This is a genomic window from Rhizobacter sp. P2_G4, assembly GCF_056403575.1.
Window position 1 is genome coordinate 68075 of record NZ_JBFUFG010000008.1, and the last position, 15278, is coordinate 83352.

General features: G+C 69.7%; 16 protein-coding genes. All 16 read left to right on the plus strand.

The window, feature by feature from the left end; translation table 11 throughout:
• Positions 1-19 precede the first annotated feature (19 nt).
• The 16 genes from AC1DYS_RS24320 to AC1DYS_RS24395 are packed head-to-tail and all read left to right on the plus strand — an operon-like array spanning position 20 to position 15217.
• A complete protein-coding gene (locus tag AC1DYS_RS24320; protein ID WP_477903948.1) occupies positions 20-886 on the plus strand; it encodes a hydrogenase expression/formation protein in 867 nt (288 codons plus the stop codon).
• A complete protein-coding gene (locus tag AC1DYS_RS24325; protein WP_477903950.1) occupies positions 883-1125 on the plus strand; it encodes a rubredoxin in 243 nt (80 codons plus the stop codon). Before AC1DYS_RS24320 ends, AC1DYS_RS24325 begins: the two co-directional genes overlap by 4 nt.
• A complete protein-coding gene (gene hybE / locus AC1DYS_RS24330) occupies positions 1122-1610 on the plus strand; it encodes a [NiFe]-hydrogenase assembly chaperone HybE (RefSeq protein ID WP_477903952.1) in 489 nt (162 codons plus the stop codon). Before AC1DYS_RS24325 ends, hybE begins: the two co-directional genes overlap by 4 nt.
• On the plus strand, positions 1607-2737 hold the full coding sequence (locus AC1DYS_RS24335; protein WP_477903954.1) for a hydrogenase maturation factor HoxV/HupK: 1131 nt from the start codon (positions 1607-1609) through the stop codon (positions 2735-2737). The genes hybE and AC1DYS_RS24335 overlap by 4 nt, the downstream gene beginning before the upstream one ends.
• Positions 2730-3077 (plus strand): hydrogenase maturation nickel metallochaperone HypA/HybF, encoded by a 348-nt coding sequence (locus tag AC1DYS_RS24340; protein WP_477903956.1) that lies wholly within the window; start codon positions 2730-2732, stop codon positions 3075-3077. Before AC1DYS_RS24335 ends, AC1DYS_RS24340 begins: the two co-directional genes overlap by 8 nt.
• Before the next feature lie 33 nt (positions 3078-3110).
• A complete protein-coding gene (hypB, locus tag AC1DYS_RS24345; protein WP_477903958.1) occupies positions 3111-4073 on the plus strand; it encodes a hydrogenase nickel incorporation protein HypB in 963 nt (320 codons plus the stop codon).
• Between the two features lie 3 nt (positions 4074-4076).
• Positions 4077-5243: a Kae1-like domain-containing protein gene (locus AC1DYS_RS24350; RefSeq protein WP_477903960.1), complete on the plus strand. Its 1167-nt coding sequence runs from the start codon at positions 4077-4079 to the stop codon at positions 5241-5243.
• Entirely contained in the window at positions 5216-5458 is a 243-nt protein-coding gene (locus AC1DYS_RS24355) for a HypC/HybG/HupF family hydrogenase formation chaperone (RefSeq protein ID WP_477903962.1), read from the plus strand. The genes AC1DYS_RS24350 and AC1DYS_RS24355 overlap by 28 nt, the downstream gene beginning before the upstream one ends.
• 1 nt (position 5459) lies before the next feature.
• Complete coding sequence (gene hypD / locus AC1DYS_RS24360; RefSeq protein WP_477903964.1) at positions 5460-6620, plus strand: hydrogenase formation protein HypD; 1161 nt, start codon at positions 5460-5462, stop codon at positions 6618-6620.
• Complete coding sequence (gene hypE / locus AC1DYS_RS24365) at positions 6617-7663, plus strand: hydrogenase expression/formation protein HypE (RefSeq protein ID WP_477903966.1); 1047 nt, start codon at positions 6617-6619, stop codon at positions 7661-7663. The genes hypD and hypE overlap by 4 nt, the downstream gene beginning before the upstream one ends.
• A gap of 27 nt (positions 7664-7690) precedes the next feature.
• Positions 7691-8149 (plus strand): hypothetical protein, encoded by a 459-nt coding sequence (locus tag AC1DYS_RS24370; RefSeq protein ID WP_477903967.1) that lies wholly within the window; start codon positions 7691-7693, stop codon positions 8147-8149.
• A gap of 1 nt (position 8150) precedes the next feature.
• On the plus strand, positions 8151-9923 hold the full coding sequence (locus tag AC1DYS_RS24375) for an enoyl-CoA hydratase-related protein (RefSeq protein ID WP_477903968.1): 1773 nt from the start codon (positions 8151-8153) through the stop codon (positions 9921-9923).
• A complete protein-coding gene (locus AC1DYS_RS24380) occupies positions 9920-11368 on the plus strand; it encodes a sigma-54-dependent transcriptional regulator (RefSeq protein ID WP_477903969.1) in 1449 nt (482 codons plus the stop codon). The genes AC1DYS_RS24375 and AC1DYS_RS24380 overlap by 4 nt, the downstream gene beginning before the upstream one ends.
• A 2-nt stretch (positions 11369-11370) precedes the next feature.
• Positions 11371-12369, plus strand: a complete 999-nt coding sequence (locus AC1DYS_RS24385; RefSeq protein ID WP_477903971.1) for an NADH-quinone oxidoreductase subunit B family protein — start codon at positions 11371-11373, stop codon at positions 12367-12369.
• A gap of 3 nt (positions 12370-12372) precedes the next feature.
• Positions 12373-13830 carry a nickel-dependent hydrogenase large subunit gene (locus tag AC1DYS_RS24390; RefSeq protein ID WP_477903973.1) on the plus strand — a complete coding sequence of 486 codons (1458 nt, stop codon included), beginning with the start codon at positions 12373-12375 and terminating at the stop codon, positions 13828-13830.
• 7 nt (positions 13831-13837) lie between these two features.
• Positions 13838-15217, plus strand: coding sequence for a sensor histidine kinase (locus AC1DYS_RS24395; RefSeq protein WP_477903975.1), 1380 nt, complete (start codon positions 13838-13840; stop codon positions 15215-15217).
• The last annotated feature ends 61 nt before the right edge of the window (positions 15218-15278 follow it).

Below are 15278 nucleotides of genomic sequence, written 5' to 3' on the forward strand. Positions count from 1 at the left end.
ACCGAAGGACGCTGACCCCATGAAGGACTTTCCCATTCCCGTGCGCACCATCGGCCCCGGCAGCCAGGTCGAGGACGAGACACTCGAGTACATGCCTATGCCGCAGGGCATGGAGACATTCCGCGCGCCGGTACTGCCCGAGCCCGAGGAGATGGCGGTGCGCCACCGCGCCCACCGGGCGTTGCGCGACACGCTCGCCCAGCTGGAAGTGGTGTGCCACGGCGGCGGCAACCGCACCGTCGACCTGCTCGGCCTGCCGGAGGACGACCTGAAGCTCGTCAACCAAGTGCTGGGCGAGGGCGAAGTCAGCGCCGTGGTGCGGCCTTTGGGCGACCGCAAGCTTGAGATTCGCGTGCAGGAGGCGGTGTTCGCCGGCGTGTGGCGGGTGGTGAGCTCGGTCGATGGCCAGGTGGTGGCCGACACGATCGAGCTCGGCCACGTGCCCGAGGGCCTGAAGGAAGCGGCCCGGAACGACGTCGAGCCCGACGTGCCGCGTTGGCAGGGTGAGTTGCCGCCCAACGTGCAGAACGCGCCGACGTTGCTGTCGGAGATCGAGGACCAGTGGCGCGTGTGGCGTGTGGGCCAGCCGGCGCACGTGGTGAACCTGACGCTGCTGCCGATGTCGGTGGAAGACATCGGTTTCCTGGACCACCACCTGGGCACCGGCCGCGTGTTGATCCTGTCGCGCGGCTACGGCAACTGCCGCATCACCAACACCTGCCGGCCGAACACCTGGCGTGTCGTGTACTACAACTCTCAGGACGTGGTGATCCTCAACACGGTCGAGGTCAGCGAGCTGCCCGAGGTGGCGCTCGCTGCGAAGGAGGACCTGGAGGATTCGCACGAGCGCCTGAAGGAGGTGCTGGAGTGGGTGGAGGGCGCATGAAGTCCAGCAGTGGCGCCAGATTTGAAGGCAGCTATCTTGGCAATTCGGCCAAGTTGCCGGCGGACGCCCGCCTGGAATGCAAGATCTGCTGGTGGGTCTACGACCCCGCGCTGGGCGATGAGGTCTGGCAGGTCCCGGCCGGCACGGCCTTCAGCGAGCTGCCGGTCCACTGGCGCTGTCCGCAATGCGATGGCGATGCAGAGCAGTTCATGGTGTTGGCTGGAGGTGCGGCCTCGTGAACGAGCTGGCTTCTCGCACACAGGCTCTCGAAGCGCTGTTCGCCGACATCGCGCAGACCCGCATGGCGAGCGTGCCGGTGATGAACCGCGTGCTGCGTGTCGAGGCGCTCGGTTTCGAGGCGGTGGCGGGCGAGGAGGGCGTGCCGGCCGCGTTCGGCGTGCTGCTCACGCCATGGTTCATGAACCTGGTGTGGCTGCCGCTGAAGCGCGAGGACGCGCCGGCGCGGGTGGGCTTGCATCGCTCGCGTGCGGTGGGTGACACCAGCTTCGAGTTCATCGCGTCGCACGAGGAGCGCATCGGGTCCTTCGAGGCGTGTTCGCTGATGTCACCGGTGTTCGAGTTTGCGGACCACCTCCAGGCGCGTGCAACCGCGTTGGCCGTGCTGGCGGAGTTGCGCGCGGTGAAGGTTGTCACGCCGGTTGAAAAGCCGCCTGCCCGCCGCGCGTTCCTGTTCGGCCGCGCCGCTGCGGAGCACGCTGCATGAAGACGCTCGACACCCTGGCCGGTGTGCTGCGGGTGCGCCCGGGCCAGCCGCGCCCGCACAACCTGGCCAGCCACCGACCCGACTGGGCCGAGACGCTGGTGCGCGGCAAGCCCGCCAGCGTGGTGCCGGGCTTGCTGTCCAGCCTGTACAACCTGTGCGGCCACGCCCATCGCCTGTGCGCCGAGATGGCGTTGCGCGCAGCCGCCGGCCGCACCGAGTCGCGCTTGCCGGGAATGGAGCGCGCCCTGCAATGCGAGACGGTAATCGAGCATGTGCGGCGCATCGGCCTCGACTGGCCGGCACAGCTGTCCGACGACCGCGATGCGTTTGCCGCCGATGCCAACGAGGCGCTGCTTGCTTGTCCCGCATTGCAGCGCGCGGGCAATCGTGTGCTCGACACCCGGCTCTGGCTCGAACGCCACCTGCTCGGCATGCCCGCCTCGGCCTGGCTGGCCGGTTGGGAACGAGAGCCCGGTTGGTGGGCCGCGTGGTGCGAGTCGCACCACGAATGGCTGCCGCGGCTGATGCGCCAGTGCCGCGCCTCGGCAGCGTGGCACCTGGAGCCCGCCCAGCCGCTGCATGTGCATGCGGGCGCCTCGTCGCTGCGCCAGCTGGCGGGGCGACTGCGCGAAGACGCCGGCTACACGCGGCAACCGCGCTGGCAGGGCGATTGCGCAGAGACCGGCAGCTGGACGCGCCTGCACGACTCCGATCGCCCCATGCCGCTCAACCCGTGGTTGCGCCTGGGCGCGCGCGTGGCCGAGCTGGCCCGCCTGAGCCTGCCTGACGTGCAGGCGCGCAGCGGCAGCGGTTGGCTGGCCAGCGGTGCCCTGCACATCGCGCCGAACGAAGGCCTGTCGTGGGCGGAGACGGCGCGCGGCCTGCTCGTGCACCACGTGCGCCTGGAGCACGCGTCGCCCGAACCGCGCGTTGCCTCCTACCGCGTGCTAGCGCCCACCGAGTGGAATTTCCATGCAGAAGGCGCAGTGGCCGGTGCGCTCGAAGCGATGCAGGGCCTCGACCCGGAAGAGTCGCAACAGCGTGTCGCAGCCCTGATGGCCGCGTACGATCCCTGCGTGCGCTTCGAGGTGGAGCCACGGTCTGTTGCGGAGAGCGTCCATGCATGAAGCCAGCCTGGCCGGTGGGATCTTGAAGCTCGTCGAGGACGCCGCGCGCCGCGAAGGCTTTCGCCGCGTCACAGGGCTGCGGCTGGAGGCCGGGCACCTGGCCGGCGTGGAGGTGCGTGCCCTGCGCTTCGCGCTGGAGGCCATCGCGCCCGGCACGGTGCTGCAAGGTGCCGGCATCGCCATCGACGAACCCGAAGGGCAGGCCTGGTGCCTGCCCTGCAGCGCCAGCGTCGCCTTGCCGCGGCGCGGCGACGCCTGCCCCTTGTGCGGAAGCTACCAGCTGCAGCCCACCGGCGGCACCGAGCTGCGCGTAGTCGACATGCTGGTGGAAGATGACTGACAGGCGATTGAAACGCCATTGAAGGAGACGAGCATGTGTGTGGTGTGCGGATGCGCCGATGCAGGCGACGGAACGACGAAGGCCCACGGCCACGATGACGGGCATGTTCATGGTGGTCATTCACACGCGCACGACCACGTGCACGTGGACCCGCAGCACGGCGACCTGCACTTCGGTGCCGGCGCTGCGCGCGTCTCGGTGCCCGGCATGAGCCAGGCACGCACGGTCAAGATCGAGGCCGACATCCTGGGCGAAAACAGCCGCATCGCGCAGCAGAACCGCCGCCACTTCGAGTCGCATGGCGTGATGGCGCTGAACCTCTTGTCCAGCCCCGGCTCGGGAAAGACCACCTTGCTGTGCGCCACCATCGAGGCGCTGAAGCGCCGCGCGCCCGAGGTGAGCACGAGCGTGATCGAGGGCGACCAGCAGACGAGCTTCGACGCCGACCGCATTCGCGCCACGGGCGCACCTGCCATCCAGGTCAACACCGGCAAGGGCTGCCACCTCGATGCACCGATGGTGGCGGAGGCTTTCGCGCAGCTGCACGACCACACACATCACCATCACCATCGTGATGGTCACGGAGGGCAGAGGGCCGACATCCTGTTCATCGAGAACGTCGGCAATCTCGTGTGTCCGGCGCTGTGGGACCTGGGCGAGGCTGCCAAGGTCGTCGTGCTGTCGGTTACCGAGGGTGAAGACAAGCCGCTGAAGTACCCCGACATGTTCGCTGCTGCCGAGCTGATGGTGCTCAACAAGATCGACCTGCTGCCGCACCTGAGCTTCGACGTGCAGCGCTGCATCGCCGGCGCGCGGCGCGTGAACCCGGCGCTGGAAGTGATCCAGCTGTCGGCCACCACCGGCGAGGGCATGGATGCGTGGCTTTCGTGGCTGCTGGAGCGCAGCAAGCCCGAGGACGCACAAGCCGCACTGCGCGCCCGCGTCGCCGAACTCGAAGCCGCGCTGGCCGATGCCCGCGCCAGCCTGAAGGCCTGAGGCGTGCCCGCTTCGTTGCCTCCGGTCCTCGCCTGCGGCGCCTGGCTGAAGAACGCCGCCTGCCTGCTGGAGGGGCACGACGCGACGTGGTCCGCGCTGCACGGTGACCTGGGCGACCCCCAGGCCTGCCGCGATCTCGACGCGTCGCTGCGGCGGCTGGCCCGCGAGTCGCGCCGGCCTGTCGCTGCGCTGGCGCATGACCTGCACCCCGACTTCTTCAGCACGCGGCTCGCGCAGACGCTGGCCGCCGAGTGGGGCGTGCCCGCCCTCGGCGTGCAGCACCACCACGCGCACATCGCCGTCGTGATGGCCGACCATGGCCTCGACGAACCGGTGATCGGCCTTGCACTCGACGGCGTGGGGTTGGGCACCGACGGCACCGCCTGGGGCGGCGAACTGCTGTGGGTCGCCCCCACGGAATGGACTCGCCTCGGCGGCCTGTGGCCGCTCGGCCTGCCGGGCGGCGACGTGGCGGCACGCGAACCCTGGCGAATGGCCGCGGCGGCGATGCATGCGCTGGGGCAGGGCGCGCAGATCGAGTCGCGCTTCAGTCCGGTAGTGGGTGCGGCGCACGCGAAGGGCGTGCAGCGCATGCTGGCCACGCAGCTCCATTGCGCCATCACCAGCAGCGCGGGCCGCTGGTTCGATGCGGCCGCCGGGGCGCTGGGCCTGAGCGTGCGGCAAGCGCACGAGGCCGAGGCCGCGATCGCGTTGCAGGGCTTGGCCGCGCGGCATCTGGATGCCTGCGCGGTGGAGCCGGCCGACAGCCTTGTCGACTCGCGGTCACTGCACCGGCTCGACCTTCGGCCGCTGCTGGCGCGCCTGCTGGACACACCGCCGACCGGCCGCGCCGTGGCCGAGGCGGCGGCCTGGTTCCATGTGTCGCTGGCCCGTTCGCTGGCCGACTGGGCTGCGAGGGCTGCGCGCGAAACCGGCGTGCGAACGGTCTGCCTGGGCGGCGGCTGCTTCTTCAATGCGGTGCTCACCGCCCACGTCGTCGGCCACCTGGTCGCGCATGGCTTGCGCGTGCTGGCGCCGCGGTCCACGAACTGCGGCGACGGCGGGCTGGCACTCGGCCAGGCCTGGGTCGCCGCGCGCGGGCTGGCGGCGACTCGTTCTTCCACCTTCACCGAAAGCGCTTCATGTGCCTTGCCATCCCCACGCGACTGATCGAGATCCGGCCCGGTGCGCAGGCCATCGTCGAACTCGGCGGCATCCGCAAGCAGATCTCCATCGCGCTGGTGCCCGATGCGGTGGTCGGTGACTACGTGATCGTGCACGTGGGCCACGCCATCGGCCAGATCGACCCGGAGGAGGCCGAGCGCACCTTGCAGATGTTCGGCGAGCTGGCGCAGCTCGCGACACCGCCCGGAAGGCTGCACTGACATGAAGTACATCGACGAATTCCGCGACGGCGACATCGCCCGCAAGATCGGCGCACGCCTGCGCGAGGAGGCGTTGCCAGAGCGCCAGTACAGCTTCATGGAGTTCTGCGGCGGCCACACGCATGCGATCTCGCGCTACGGCATCGCCGAGCTGCTGCCCGCGAACGTGCGCATGGTGCATGGCCCCGGCTGCCCCGTCTGCGTGCTGCCCATCGGCCGCATCGACCTGGCCATCCAGCTCGCGCTCGAGCGCGGCGCCATCGTCTGCACCTATGGCGACACCATGCGCGTGCCCGCGTCAGACAACCTGTCGCTGGTGCGGGCCAAGGCGCGCGGCGGCGACATCCGCATGGTGTATTCCGGTGCCGACGCGCTGGAGATCGCGCGCCGCGAGCCAGACCGCGAGGTGGTGTTCTTCGCCATCGGCTTCGAGACCACCACGCCGCCGACGGCGCTGACGATCCGCCTTGCGAAGGACGAGGGGCTGAAGAACTTCAGCGTGCTGTGCTGCCACGTGCTCACGCCCTCGGCCATCACGCACATTCTCGAATCGCCCGAGGTGCGGCAGTTCGGCACAGTGCCGCTCGACGGCTTCGTGGGGCCGGCGCACGTGAGCATCGTCATCGGGTCGGCGCCGTACGAGCATTTCTCGCAGGAGTACCGCAAGCCGGTCGTCATCGCGGGGTTCGAGCCGCTGGACGTGATGCAGGCGGTGCTGATGCTGGTGAGGCAGGTCAACGAGGGGCGGGCGGAGGTGGAGAACGAGTTCACCCGGGCGGTGAGCCGCGATGGCAACCTGCATGCGCAGGCGCTGGTGTCCGAGGTGTTCGAGCTGCGGCCGAGCTTCGAGTGGCGAGGGCTGGGAGAGGTGCCCTACAGCGCGCTCAAGATCCGCGCGGCGTTCGCCGAGTTCGATGCGGAGCGGCGCTTCGGGCTGGGGTATCGGGCCGTGCCGGACAACAAGGCCTGCGAGTGCGGTGCCATCCTTCGCGGTGTGAAGAAGCCAACCGACTGCAAGATCTTCGGGACGGTGTGCACGCCGGAGAACCCGGTGGGGTCCTGCATGGTGTCTTCGGAAGGAGCTTGCGCAGCGCATTACTCGTACGGCAGGTTCCGCGACATCCCGGTGCGGGTGGAGGCGGCTTGCCCAGTGCTCCCATGAAGAAAGACTACATCCGCCCGCTGGACATCAAGCACGGCCGCATCGACATGAACCACGGCGCCGGTGGGCGCGCGTCCGCGCAGCTCATCGACGAGTTGTTCAAGCCCGCGTTCGCCAACGAATGGCTGGCGCAGGGCAACGACGGCGCCGCACTGCCCATCCCTCAAGGCGGCAAGATGGTGATGGCCACCGATGCGCACGTCATCTCGCCGCTGTTCTTCCCAGGTGGCGACATCGGCAGCCTCAGCGTCCATGGGACCGTCAACGACGTCGCGATGTGCGGGGCGAAGCCTCTCTACCTGTCGGCGAGTTTCATCCTGGAAGAGGGCTTCCCACTCGCCGACCTGAAGCGCATCGTCGACTCGATGGCCGCCGCTGCCCGTGAGGCCGGCGTGCCGGTGGTCACCGGCGACACCAAGGTGGTGGAGCAGGGCAAGGGCGACGGCGTGTTCATCAGCACCACCGGCATCGGCGTGGTGCCGATGGGCGTGGACGTATCGGGATCGAACGCCCGGCCGGGCGACGTGATCCTGTTGTCGGGCACGATCGGCGATCACGGCGTGGCGGTGCTGTCCCAGCGAGAGTCGCTGGAGTTCGAGACCACGCTGCAGTCCGACTCTGCCGCGCTGCACGGGCTGGTGGCCGCGATGCTCGACGCCGCGCCCGGCGGTGTGCGCGTGCTGCGCGACCCGACGCGCGGCGGGCTGGCGACCACCCTGAACGAGATCGCGGGGCAGTCGAAGGCAGGCATGCTGCTCGACGAAGCGGCCATCCCCGTGAAGCCGCAGGTCGACGCGGCCTGCGAGCTGCTGGGGCTGGACCCGCTCTATGTCGCGAACGAAGGCAAGCTCGTCGCCATCTGCGCACCGGAGGCGGCTGATGCGGTGCTGGCCGCGATGCGCGCACACCCGCGCGGCGCGGAGGCCGTTCGCATCGGCACCGTGACTGAAGACCCACACCGCTTCGTGCAGATGGACACCCGGTTCGGCGGCCGCCGCGTGGTCGACTGGCTCAGCGGCGAGCAACTGCCGCGCATCTGTTGAGGGCGGCTTCCCGCCAGGAGCAGACCCGTGGGCGACCCCTTGGACCGCGTCTATGGCAAGACGGAACGCGGGCGCGCCGAGCTCGAATCGCGCGCGCGGCGCTTGCTTGGCGCGGCGCGCACGGTGCTGATCGTGGTCGATGGGCACAGCAGCGTGCGGGCGCTGAATGCGCTGCTGGGTTTCGATGCTTCGACCGCGCTCGACGGCTTGCTCAAGTCCGGGCATGTGGCGTTGGCGGAGCCGGCGAAGGAGCAGCGTGTCGCTCGGCCCTCGGCGCCTGCCGAAGACCTGGCGCCGATCCGTCGTGCGGTCATCGCCCGGCTCACGCCGCACTTTGGGCCCGACGTGGCGATCGTCGCCAAGCCGCTGCTCGAGGCCACCGACCGCCAGGCCTTCAACGAGGGGCTGACCCATATCGAGCGCAAGCTCGCCGTCTACATGGGCAAGGCGCAGGCGGCGCGCACCGTGGCCGACCTGAGGCTGTGACGTGAGCCGCATCCTGCTGCTGTGCCACGGCTTCAACAGCCTGAGCCAGCGTGTCTTCGGCGAGCTGCGGGCGGCCGGCCACGAGGTGTCGGTCGAACTCGACGTTGGCGATCGTGTCACCGAAGAGGCCGTCGAACTGTTCCGACCCGATCTCGTGGTCGCGCCGTTCCTGAAACGGAAGATCCCAGCCTCGGTGTGGGAGCGCGTGCCGTGCCTGGTCGTGCACCCAGGTCCGCCGGGCGACCGCGGCCCTTCAGCGCTCGATCGCGCCGTGCTCGAAGGGCAGCGGGAATGGGGCGTGACCGTGCTGCAGGCCACCGGCGACTTCGATGCCGGCCCGGTGTGGGCGCATGAGTCGTTTTTGCTTCGCAAGGCGGCCAAGGGCAGCCTCTACCGACGCGAGGTGGCCGAGGCCGCGGTGGCCTGCACCCTGCGCGCGGTGGAGCGTTTCGCGCAAGGGCAGGGGCCGCTGCCGACGCAAAGCGAAGCCTCGCGTGGCTGGAGGCCGCTGGTGCAGTCGGACGAGCGCCGCATCGACTGGATGCTGGACACGACCGCCACGGTGCTTGCCAAGCTGAACAGCGCCGATGGCCAGCCCGGTGTGCCGGACCGCCTCTTTGGAATCGACTGCCACCTGCACGACCCACACCCTGCCAGCGCGCGCCTGCTCGCCGGCCTGCCGCCCTCGGCACCCGGAACGCTGCTGGGCCACCGCGATGGCGCGCTGTTGCGCCGCACCGTCGACGGCGCGGTGTGGATCGGCCAGGCCCGTCACCCAGGCGTTTGTGGCGATGCGCCGGCCTTCAAGCTGCCTTGCACATTGGCATTCCCGGAACAGGCCGCGGCCCTGCCCGAATTGCCTGTGCCGCTGGAGCGCCTGGATGACGAATGGAGCGATGAATGGAGTGAAATTCGCTACCGCGAGCTCGGCCCGCCCGGTGCCCGCGTGGGCTGCCTGTCCTTCGACTTCTGCAACGGCGCCATGTCCACCGGCCAATGCCGGCGTCTGCTGGCGGCTTTGCACGAGGCGAGGCGACGCGACACCCGTGTGCTGTTGATGATGGGCGGCGCGGACTTCTTCAGCAACGGCATCCACCTGAACTGCATCGAGGCCGCGGCCCATCGCGCCGGCGACAGCGCGGCCGACGAATCGCTGCGCAACATCGAGGCCATGGACGACCTCGCCCTGGCCTGGATAACCACCACCGACCGTCTCACCGTGTCGGTGCTGCGTGGCAACGCCGGTGCGGGCGGCGCCTTCCTGGCGCTGGCGGCCGACGAGGTGTGGGCGCACCGCGGTGTGGTGCTGAATCCGCACTACAAGAACATGGGCAACCTCTATGGGTCGGAATACTGGACCTACCTGCTGCCGCGCCGCCTCGGCGAGCAGGGCGCAGCGGCGCTGATGCAGCGGCGCCTGCCGGTGGGTGCGGTGGAGGCTGAGGCACTGGGGCTGATCGACCGGTGCTTCGACCTGCCGGCCCTGGCCTTCGAGCCTGCTGCAATTACCCATGCGCTGGCCCTGGCGGCGTCTCACAATGTGGGTGACCGGATCGCGCTGAAGCAGCGCCAGCGTGCCACCGACGAAGCGGTGCGGCCGCTGGCCGACTACCGCCAGGACGAACTCTCCCGCATGCACCGCAATTTCTACGGCTTCGACCCCAGCTACCACGTGGCCCGCTATCACTTCGTCCACAAGCTGCCCCACGCCTGGACGCCGCGCCACCTGGCCCTGCACCGCGAGCCCGCCGGCCAACGGAAGGCCACGCCATGAGCCCCGCGCTCGCGCTGCCGGCAGTGCTCGTGGTCGACGACGAGGTGCGCTCGCAGGACGCGATGCGCCGTACCCTCGACGAAGACTTCACCGTGCTCACCGCGACCGACGCCGACGAGGCCCGCGTGCACCTGGAGCGCCACGACGTGAGCGTGATCCTGTGCGACCAGCGCATGCCCGGCCTCACCGGCGTGGCCTTCCTGAAGGAGGTGCGCGAGCGCTGGCCCGACACCGTGCGCATCGTGATCTCGGGCTACACCGATTCGGAAGACATCATCGCGGGCATCAACGACGCCGGCATCTACCAGTACGTGCTCAAGCCCTGGGTGCCCGACCACCTGCTGGGCACCGTGCGCAACGCCGCCGAGGCGCGCACCCTGCAGCGCGACATGCACCGGCTCGACCTCGAGCTGCGCACCAGCACGCCGGTGTTGCGCCAGCGTGCGGCGCACAAGCTGGAGCGCGCTCGCAGCGTGTTCGACTTCGACCGCATCGAGCGCGCGCCCGGCAGCCCGCTCGACGCCATCTGCGAGCTGGCCGCGCGGGTGTCGCGCTACGACCTGAGCGTGCTGGTGCTGGGCGAGTCGGGCACGGGCAAGGAGCTGCTGGCGCGGGCCATGCACTACGCGAGTCCGCGCGCCTCGGGCGCGTTCGTCGTGGAGAACTGCGCGGCGCTGACCGACACGCTGCTCGAGTCCGAGCTGTTCGGCCACAAGCGCGGCTCGTTCACCGGCGCCTACGAAGACCACGTGGGCCTGTTCCAGCGCGCCGATGGCGGCACCGTCTTTCTCGACGAGATCGGCGAGACCTCGCCGGCCTTCCAGCTGCGCCTGCTGCGCGTGCTGCAGGAGGGCGAGGTTCGGCCGGTGGGTGCCACGCGCGCCGTTCCGGTGGACGTGCGGGTGATCGCCGCCACTCACCGCGACCTGGAGCAGCGCGTCGCCGAGGGCGCGTTCCGCGAAGACCTGTACTACCGCATTGCCTGCGTGACGATCACCGTGCCCCCGCTGCGTGAGCGCGGCGGCGACATCGAGCCCATCGCCCGCCGCCTGGTCAGCGAGGTGGGTGCGGCACTGGGCCGGCCCGAAGCCATGCTCGGCGACGAGGCCCTGGCCTGCCTGATGGCCTACCCGTGGCCCGGCAACATCCGCGAGCTGCGCAACGAGATCTCGCGCGCTGTGGCGCTGAGCCTCGGCGCCGAGATCGAAGGGCAGGCCTTCTCCACGCGCGTGCTGCAGGGCCAGGCCGGCCGCAGCGCCAGCGCACAGTCGCTGGCCCTGCCGGCCAGTGGAACCCTGGCCGAGCGGCTCGACTCCATCGAGGCCATGGTGCTGCGCGAGACGCTGTTGCGGCATCGGTGGAACAAGACGCGGGCGGCGAAGGAACTCGGGCTGTCTCGCGTGGGACTGCGCGGCAAGATGTTGCGCTTCGGATTGGAAGGCTGACCATGTTCAACGTTCTCTGGCTCCAATCCGGTGGCTGCGGTGGCTGCAGCATGTCGCTGCTCTGTGCCGACACCACCGACTTCCACGGCCAGCTGCGCGATGCCGGCATCAACCTGCTGTGGCATCCCTCGCTGTCGCTGGAGAGCGGCACCGACGTGACCGCGATGCTCGAGGCCGTGTGCGACGGCGCGCTGCGGGTCGACGCGCTGTGCATCGAGGGCTCGCTGCTGCGCGGCCCGAACAACACCGGCCGATTCCACGTGCTGGCCGGCACCGGCATCCCGATGATCCATTGGGTGTCGCAACTCGCCGCCAAGGCACGCCACGTGGTGGCCGTGGGCAGCTGCGCCGCCTGGGGCGGCGTGACGGCCGGCGGCAGCAACCCGACCGACGCCTGTGGTTTGCAGTACGAAGACGACCGCAAGGGCGGCCTGCTGGGCGCCGACTTCCGCTCTGGCAGCGGCCTGCCGGTCATCAACATCGCCGGCTGCCCCACGCACCCTGGCTGGGTCATCGACAGCCTGATGGCGCTGGCCGCCGACACGCTGGCCGCCGCAGACCTCGACACGCTGGGCCGCCCGCGCTTCTACGCCGACCAGCTGGTGCACCATGGCTGCACGCGCAACGAGTACTACGAGTTCAAGGCCAGCGCCGAGAAGCCCTCGGACCTGGGCTGCATGATGGAGCACATGGGCTGCAAGGGCACGCAGGTGCACGCCGACTGCAACACCCGGCTGTGGAACGGCGAGGGCTCGTGCACCCGCGGCGGCTATGCCTGCATCGCCTGCACCGAGCCCGGCTTCCAGGAGCCCGGTCACCCCTTCCACGAGACGCCCAAGATCGCCGGCATTCCCATCGGCCTGCCCACCGACATGCCCAAGGCCTGGTTCGTGGCGCTGGCCTCGCTGTCGAAGTCGGCGACGCCGCGGCGCGTCAAGCTCAACGCCACGGCCGACCACCTGGTGGTGACGCCGGCCGCGCGCAAGACGCGGCTGAAGTAGCGCATGGCCCGCTTGCTGGTCGGCCCGTTCAACCGCGTCGAGGGTGACCTCGAAGTCACACTCGACATCGACGGCGGGCGGGTCACGTCGGCGCACGTGAATTCGCCGATGTACCGCGGCTTCGAGCAGATCCTGCAGGGCAAGAAGCCGCACGACGCGCTGGTGTTCGTGCCGCGCATCTGCGGCATCTGCTCGGTGTCGCAGTCGGTGGCCTCCGCGCGTGCGCTGGCCGACCTGGGCGGCATCGTCATGCCACCCAACGGCCAGCACGTGACCAACGTGATCCTCGCCACCGAGAACCTGGCCGACCACCTGACGCACTTCTACCTGTTCTTCATGCCCGACTTCAGCCGCGCGGTGTACGCCGCGCAACCCTGGCATGCCGAGGCCGTGCGCCGCTTCGACCCGCAGGCCGGCGAACAGGTGCGCGGTGCCATCGCTGCCCGCCAGCGCTGGTTCGAATTGCTGGGGACGCTCGCCGGCAAATGGCCACACACGCAGAGCATCGAGCCGGGCGGCTCGACGCGTGCGGTGGAACCCGCCGAGCGCACGCGCCTGCTGGCACGGGTGCGCGAGTTCCGCGGCTTCCTGGAGCGGCAGCTGTTCGCCGCGAAGCTGGAAGAGGTCGGCGCACTGGTGAGCGAGGCCGAGCTGTGGGCCTGGCATGCGCAGGACCCGTGGCGTGGCGACTTCCGGCTGTTCCTGAGCATGGTCGGTGACGTGTCGCTGGCGGCCCTCGGCCCCGGGCCTGGGCGCTACCTCAGCTACGGTGCCTATCCGCAGCCCGAAGGCGGCTTCGCGCTCGGCCGCGGCGTGTGGCATGCGGCAGAGAACGTCTTGCGCGAAGTCGATGAAAGCGCGATCCGCGAGGACGCCACCCACGCCTGGCTGGCCGATGCCGGCGGCCCGCAGCACCCACGCACCGGCCTCACCGTGCCCGACATCGACAAGCCCGGCGCCTACACCTGGAACAAGGCGCCGCGCCTGGCGGGGCGCGTGGTCGAAACGGGCGCCATCGCGCGCCAGCTCGCCTCGGCCCACCCGCTGGTGCGCGATGCCGTCGGCCGGCATGGCGGCACGGTCTACACGCGCGTGCTCGCCCGCGTGCTCGAACTCGCGCGTGTGGTGCCGATGATGGAGCAGTGGCTGCAGGCGCTGCGGCCCAACGAGGCCTACTGCGTCGAGAGCCCGCTGCCCGACGAAGGCCTGGGCGTGGGCCTGAGCGAAGCCGCGCGCGGCAGCCTGGGCCACTGGGTGATCGCACAGCGCGGCCGCATTGCCAACTACCAGATCGTGGCGCCCACCACCTGGAACTTCTCGCCACGAGACGCCGCCGGCACGCCCGGCGCGCTCGAGCAGGCGCTCGTCGACGCGCCGGTGCGCGAGGGCGAGACCACGCCCGTGGCGGTACAGCACATCGTGCGCTCCTTCGACCCGTGCATGGTCTGCACGGTGCATTGAAGGAGACATGGCCGTGCCGAACCGATCGCTGCCGACCCGCCCGCCGGAGCTGAGTGTGCTCACGAGTGAGCAAGGCGCCGGCGCGCCGCTGGCCGGCATCGACGACTCCACCTGGATGGACGTTATCCAGAAGATGGACGAGGTCTACTCGCAGCTGGTGCAGGACGAGATCGAGCTGGAGGCCAAGAACTCCGAACTGGAGCAGTCGCAGCAGTTCATCTTCAGCGTGCTGTCGGCCATGTCGGACGTGCTCGTGGTCTGCAACGAACGCGGAGCGATCGAGGAGACCAACGCAGCGCTGTGCGAATTGGTGGGCCGCAGCGACAACGAGCTGCGCGGCACCTCGCTGTTCGACCTGCTAGCCGACGAGAGCAGCATCGCGCGTGCACAAGCGGTGGTGAACAACGCCAGCCCAACGCGCCGCGGCGAGGCCGTCGAACTGAACCTGCGCGGTGCCCGTGGCGAGAGCGTGCCGGTCGATGCCAACTGCACGCCGCGCATCGCTGCGTCACAGCGGCGCGTGGGCACGGTGTTCGTGGCCCGGCCCACGGCGGAGCTGAAGCGGGCTTACCAGGACTTGCGCGCCGCACACGAGGCGCTGAAGAAGACGCAGCAGCAACTGCTGCACTCCGAGAAGATGGCCTCGCTGGGCCGCCTGGTGGCCGGCGTGGCGCACGAACTCAACAACCCGATCAGCTTCGTGCTGGGCAACGTGCATGCGCTCAGCCGCTACAGCGAACGCCTTCGCACCTACCTGGCCGCCATCCATGCGGGGCAGACGGCGGACGAGGTAGTGAGCCTGCGGGCCAAGCTGCGCATCGAGCACCTGCTGGACGACCTGCCGTCGCTGATCGAAGGCACGCTGGAAGGGGCTCAGCGCACGGCCAACATCGTTCATGGCCTGAAGCGTTTCTCGGCGGTGGACTCGGAGGAGCGCAAGCCCGTCGATCTGAACCAGGTGGTCGAACGCGCAGTGCTGTGGGTCACGAAGGGTGCCGCCCAGCCCCTCAAGCTCGACTGGCAGCCCGGCACGCCCTGCATCGTCAATGGCAGCGCCGGCCAGTTGCAGCAGGTGGTGATGAACCTGGTGCAGAACGCCCTCGACGCCGTCACGGCCGAGCCGGGCCGCGAGCCGGCGCTGGCCATCGCCATCGATGTGCGCGATGGCCAGGCCGTGCTGCGCTTGCAGGACAACGGCCCCGGCATCGCACCCGAGAACCTGTCTCGCATCTTCGACCCCTTCTTCACCACCAAGCCGGTGGGCAAGGGCACGGGCCTGGGCCTGTCGATCAGCTATGGCATCGTCGAGCAGCACGGCGGGCGGTTGTACGCGCTCAACCGTCCAGAGGGCGGCGCGGAGTTTCTTGTCGAACTGCCGCTGGCTTGACGGGGCTGCAGCGCACTCCTCGCGCTTCATGCTTCATTACACACGCGGCACGCTTCTTCAC

What these genes read in the sequence shown, in the direction of transcription:
- AC1DYS_RS24355 (WP_477903962.1), top strand. Translation starts at nt 5,216, where the DNA reads ATGTGCCTTGCCATCCCCACGCGACTGATCGAGATCCGGCCCGGTGCG.
- hypD (WP_477903964.1), top strand. Translation starts at nt 5,460, where the DNA reads ATGAAGTACATCGACGAATTCCGCGACGGCGACATCGCCCGCAAGATC.
- AC1DYS_RS24390 (WP_477903973.1), top strand. Translation starts at nt 12,373, where the DNA reads ATGGCCCGCTTGCTGGTCGGCCCGTTCAACCGCGTCGAGGGTGACCTC.
- hypB (WP_477903958.1), top strand. Translation starts at nt 3,111, where the DNA reads ATGTGTGTGGTGTGCGGATGCGCCGATGCAGGCGACGGAACGACGAAG.
- AC1DYS_RS24385 (WP_477903971.1), top strand. Translation starts at nt 11,371, where the DNA reads ATGTTCAACGTTCTCTGGCTCCAATCCGGTGGCTGCGGTGGCTGCAGC.
- AC1DYS_RS24340 (WP_477903956.1), top strand. Translation starts at nt 2,730, where the DNA reads ATGCATGAAGCCAGCCTGGCCGGTGGGATCTTGAAGCTCGTCGAGGAC.
- AC1DYS_RS24335 (WP_477903954.1), top strand. Translation starts at nt 1,607, where the DNA reads ATGAAGACGCTCGACACCCTGGCCGGTGTGCTGCGGGTGCGCCCGGGC.
- AC1DYS_RS24320 (WP_477903948.1), top strand. Translation starts at nt 20, where the DNA reads ATGAAGGACTTTCCCATTCCCGTGCGCACCATCGGCCCCGGCAGCCAG.
- AC1DYS_RS24395 (WP_477903975.1), top strand. Translation starts at nt 13,838, where the DNA reads ATGGCCGTGCCGAACCGATCGCTGCCGACCCGCCCGCCGGAGCTGAGT.
- hypE (WP_477903966.1), top strand. Translation starts at nt 6,617, where the DNA reads ATGAAGAAAGACTACATCCGCCCGCTGGACATCAAGCACGGCCGCATC.
- AC1DYS_RS24380 (WP_477903969.1), top strand. Translation starts at nt 9,920, where the DNA reads ATGAGCCCCGCGCTCGCGCTGCCGGCAGTGCTCGTGGTCGACGACGAG.
- AC1DYS_RS24325 (WP_477903950.1), top strand. Translation starts at nt 883, where the DNA reads ATGAAGTCCAGCAGTGGCGCCAGATTTGAAGGCAGCTATCTTGGCAAT.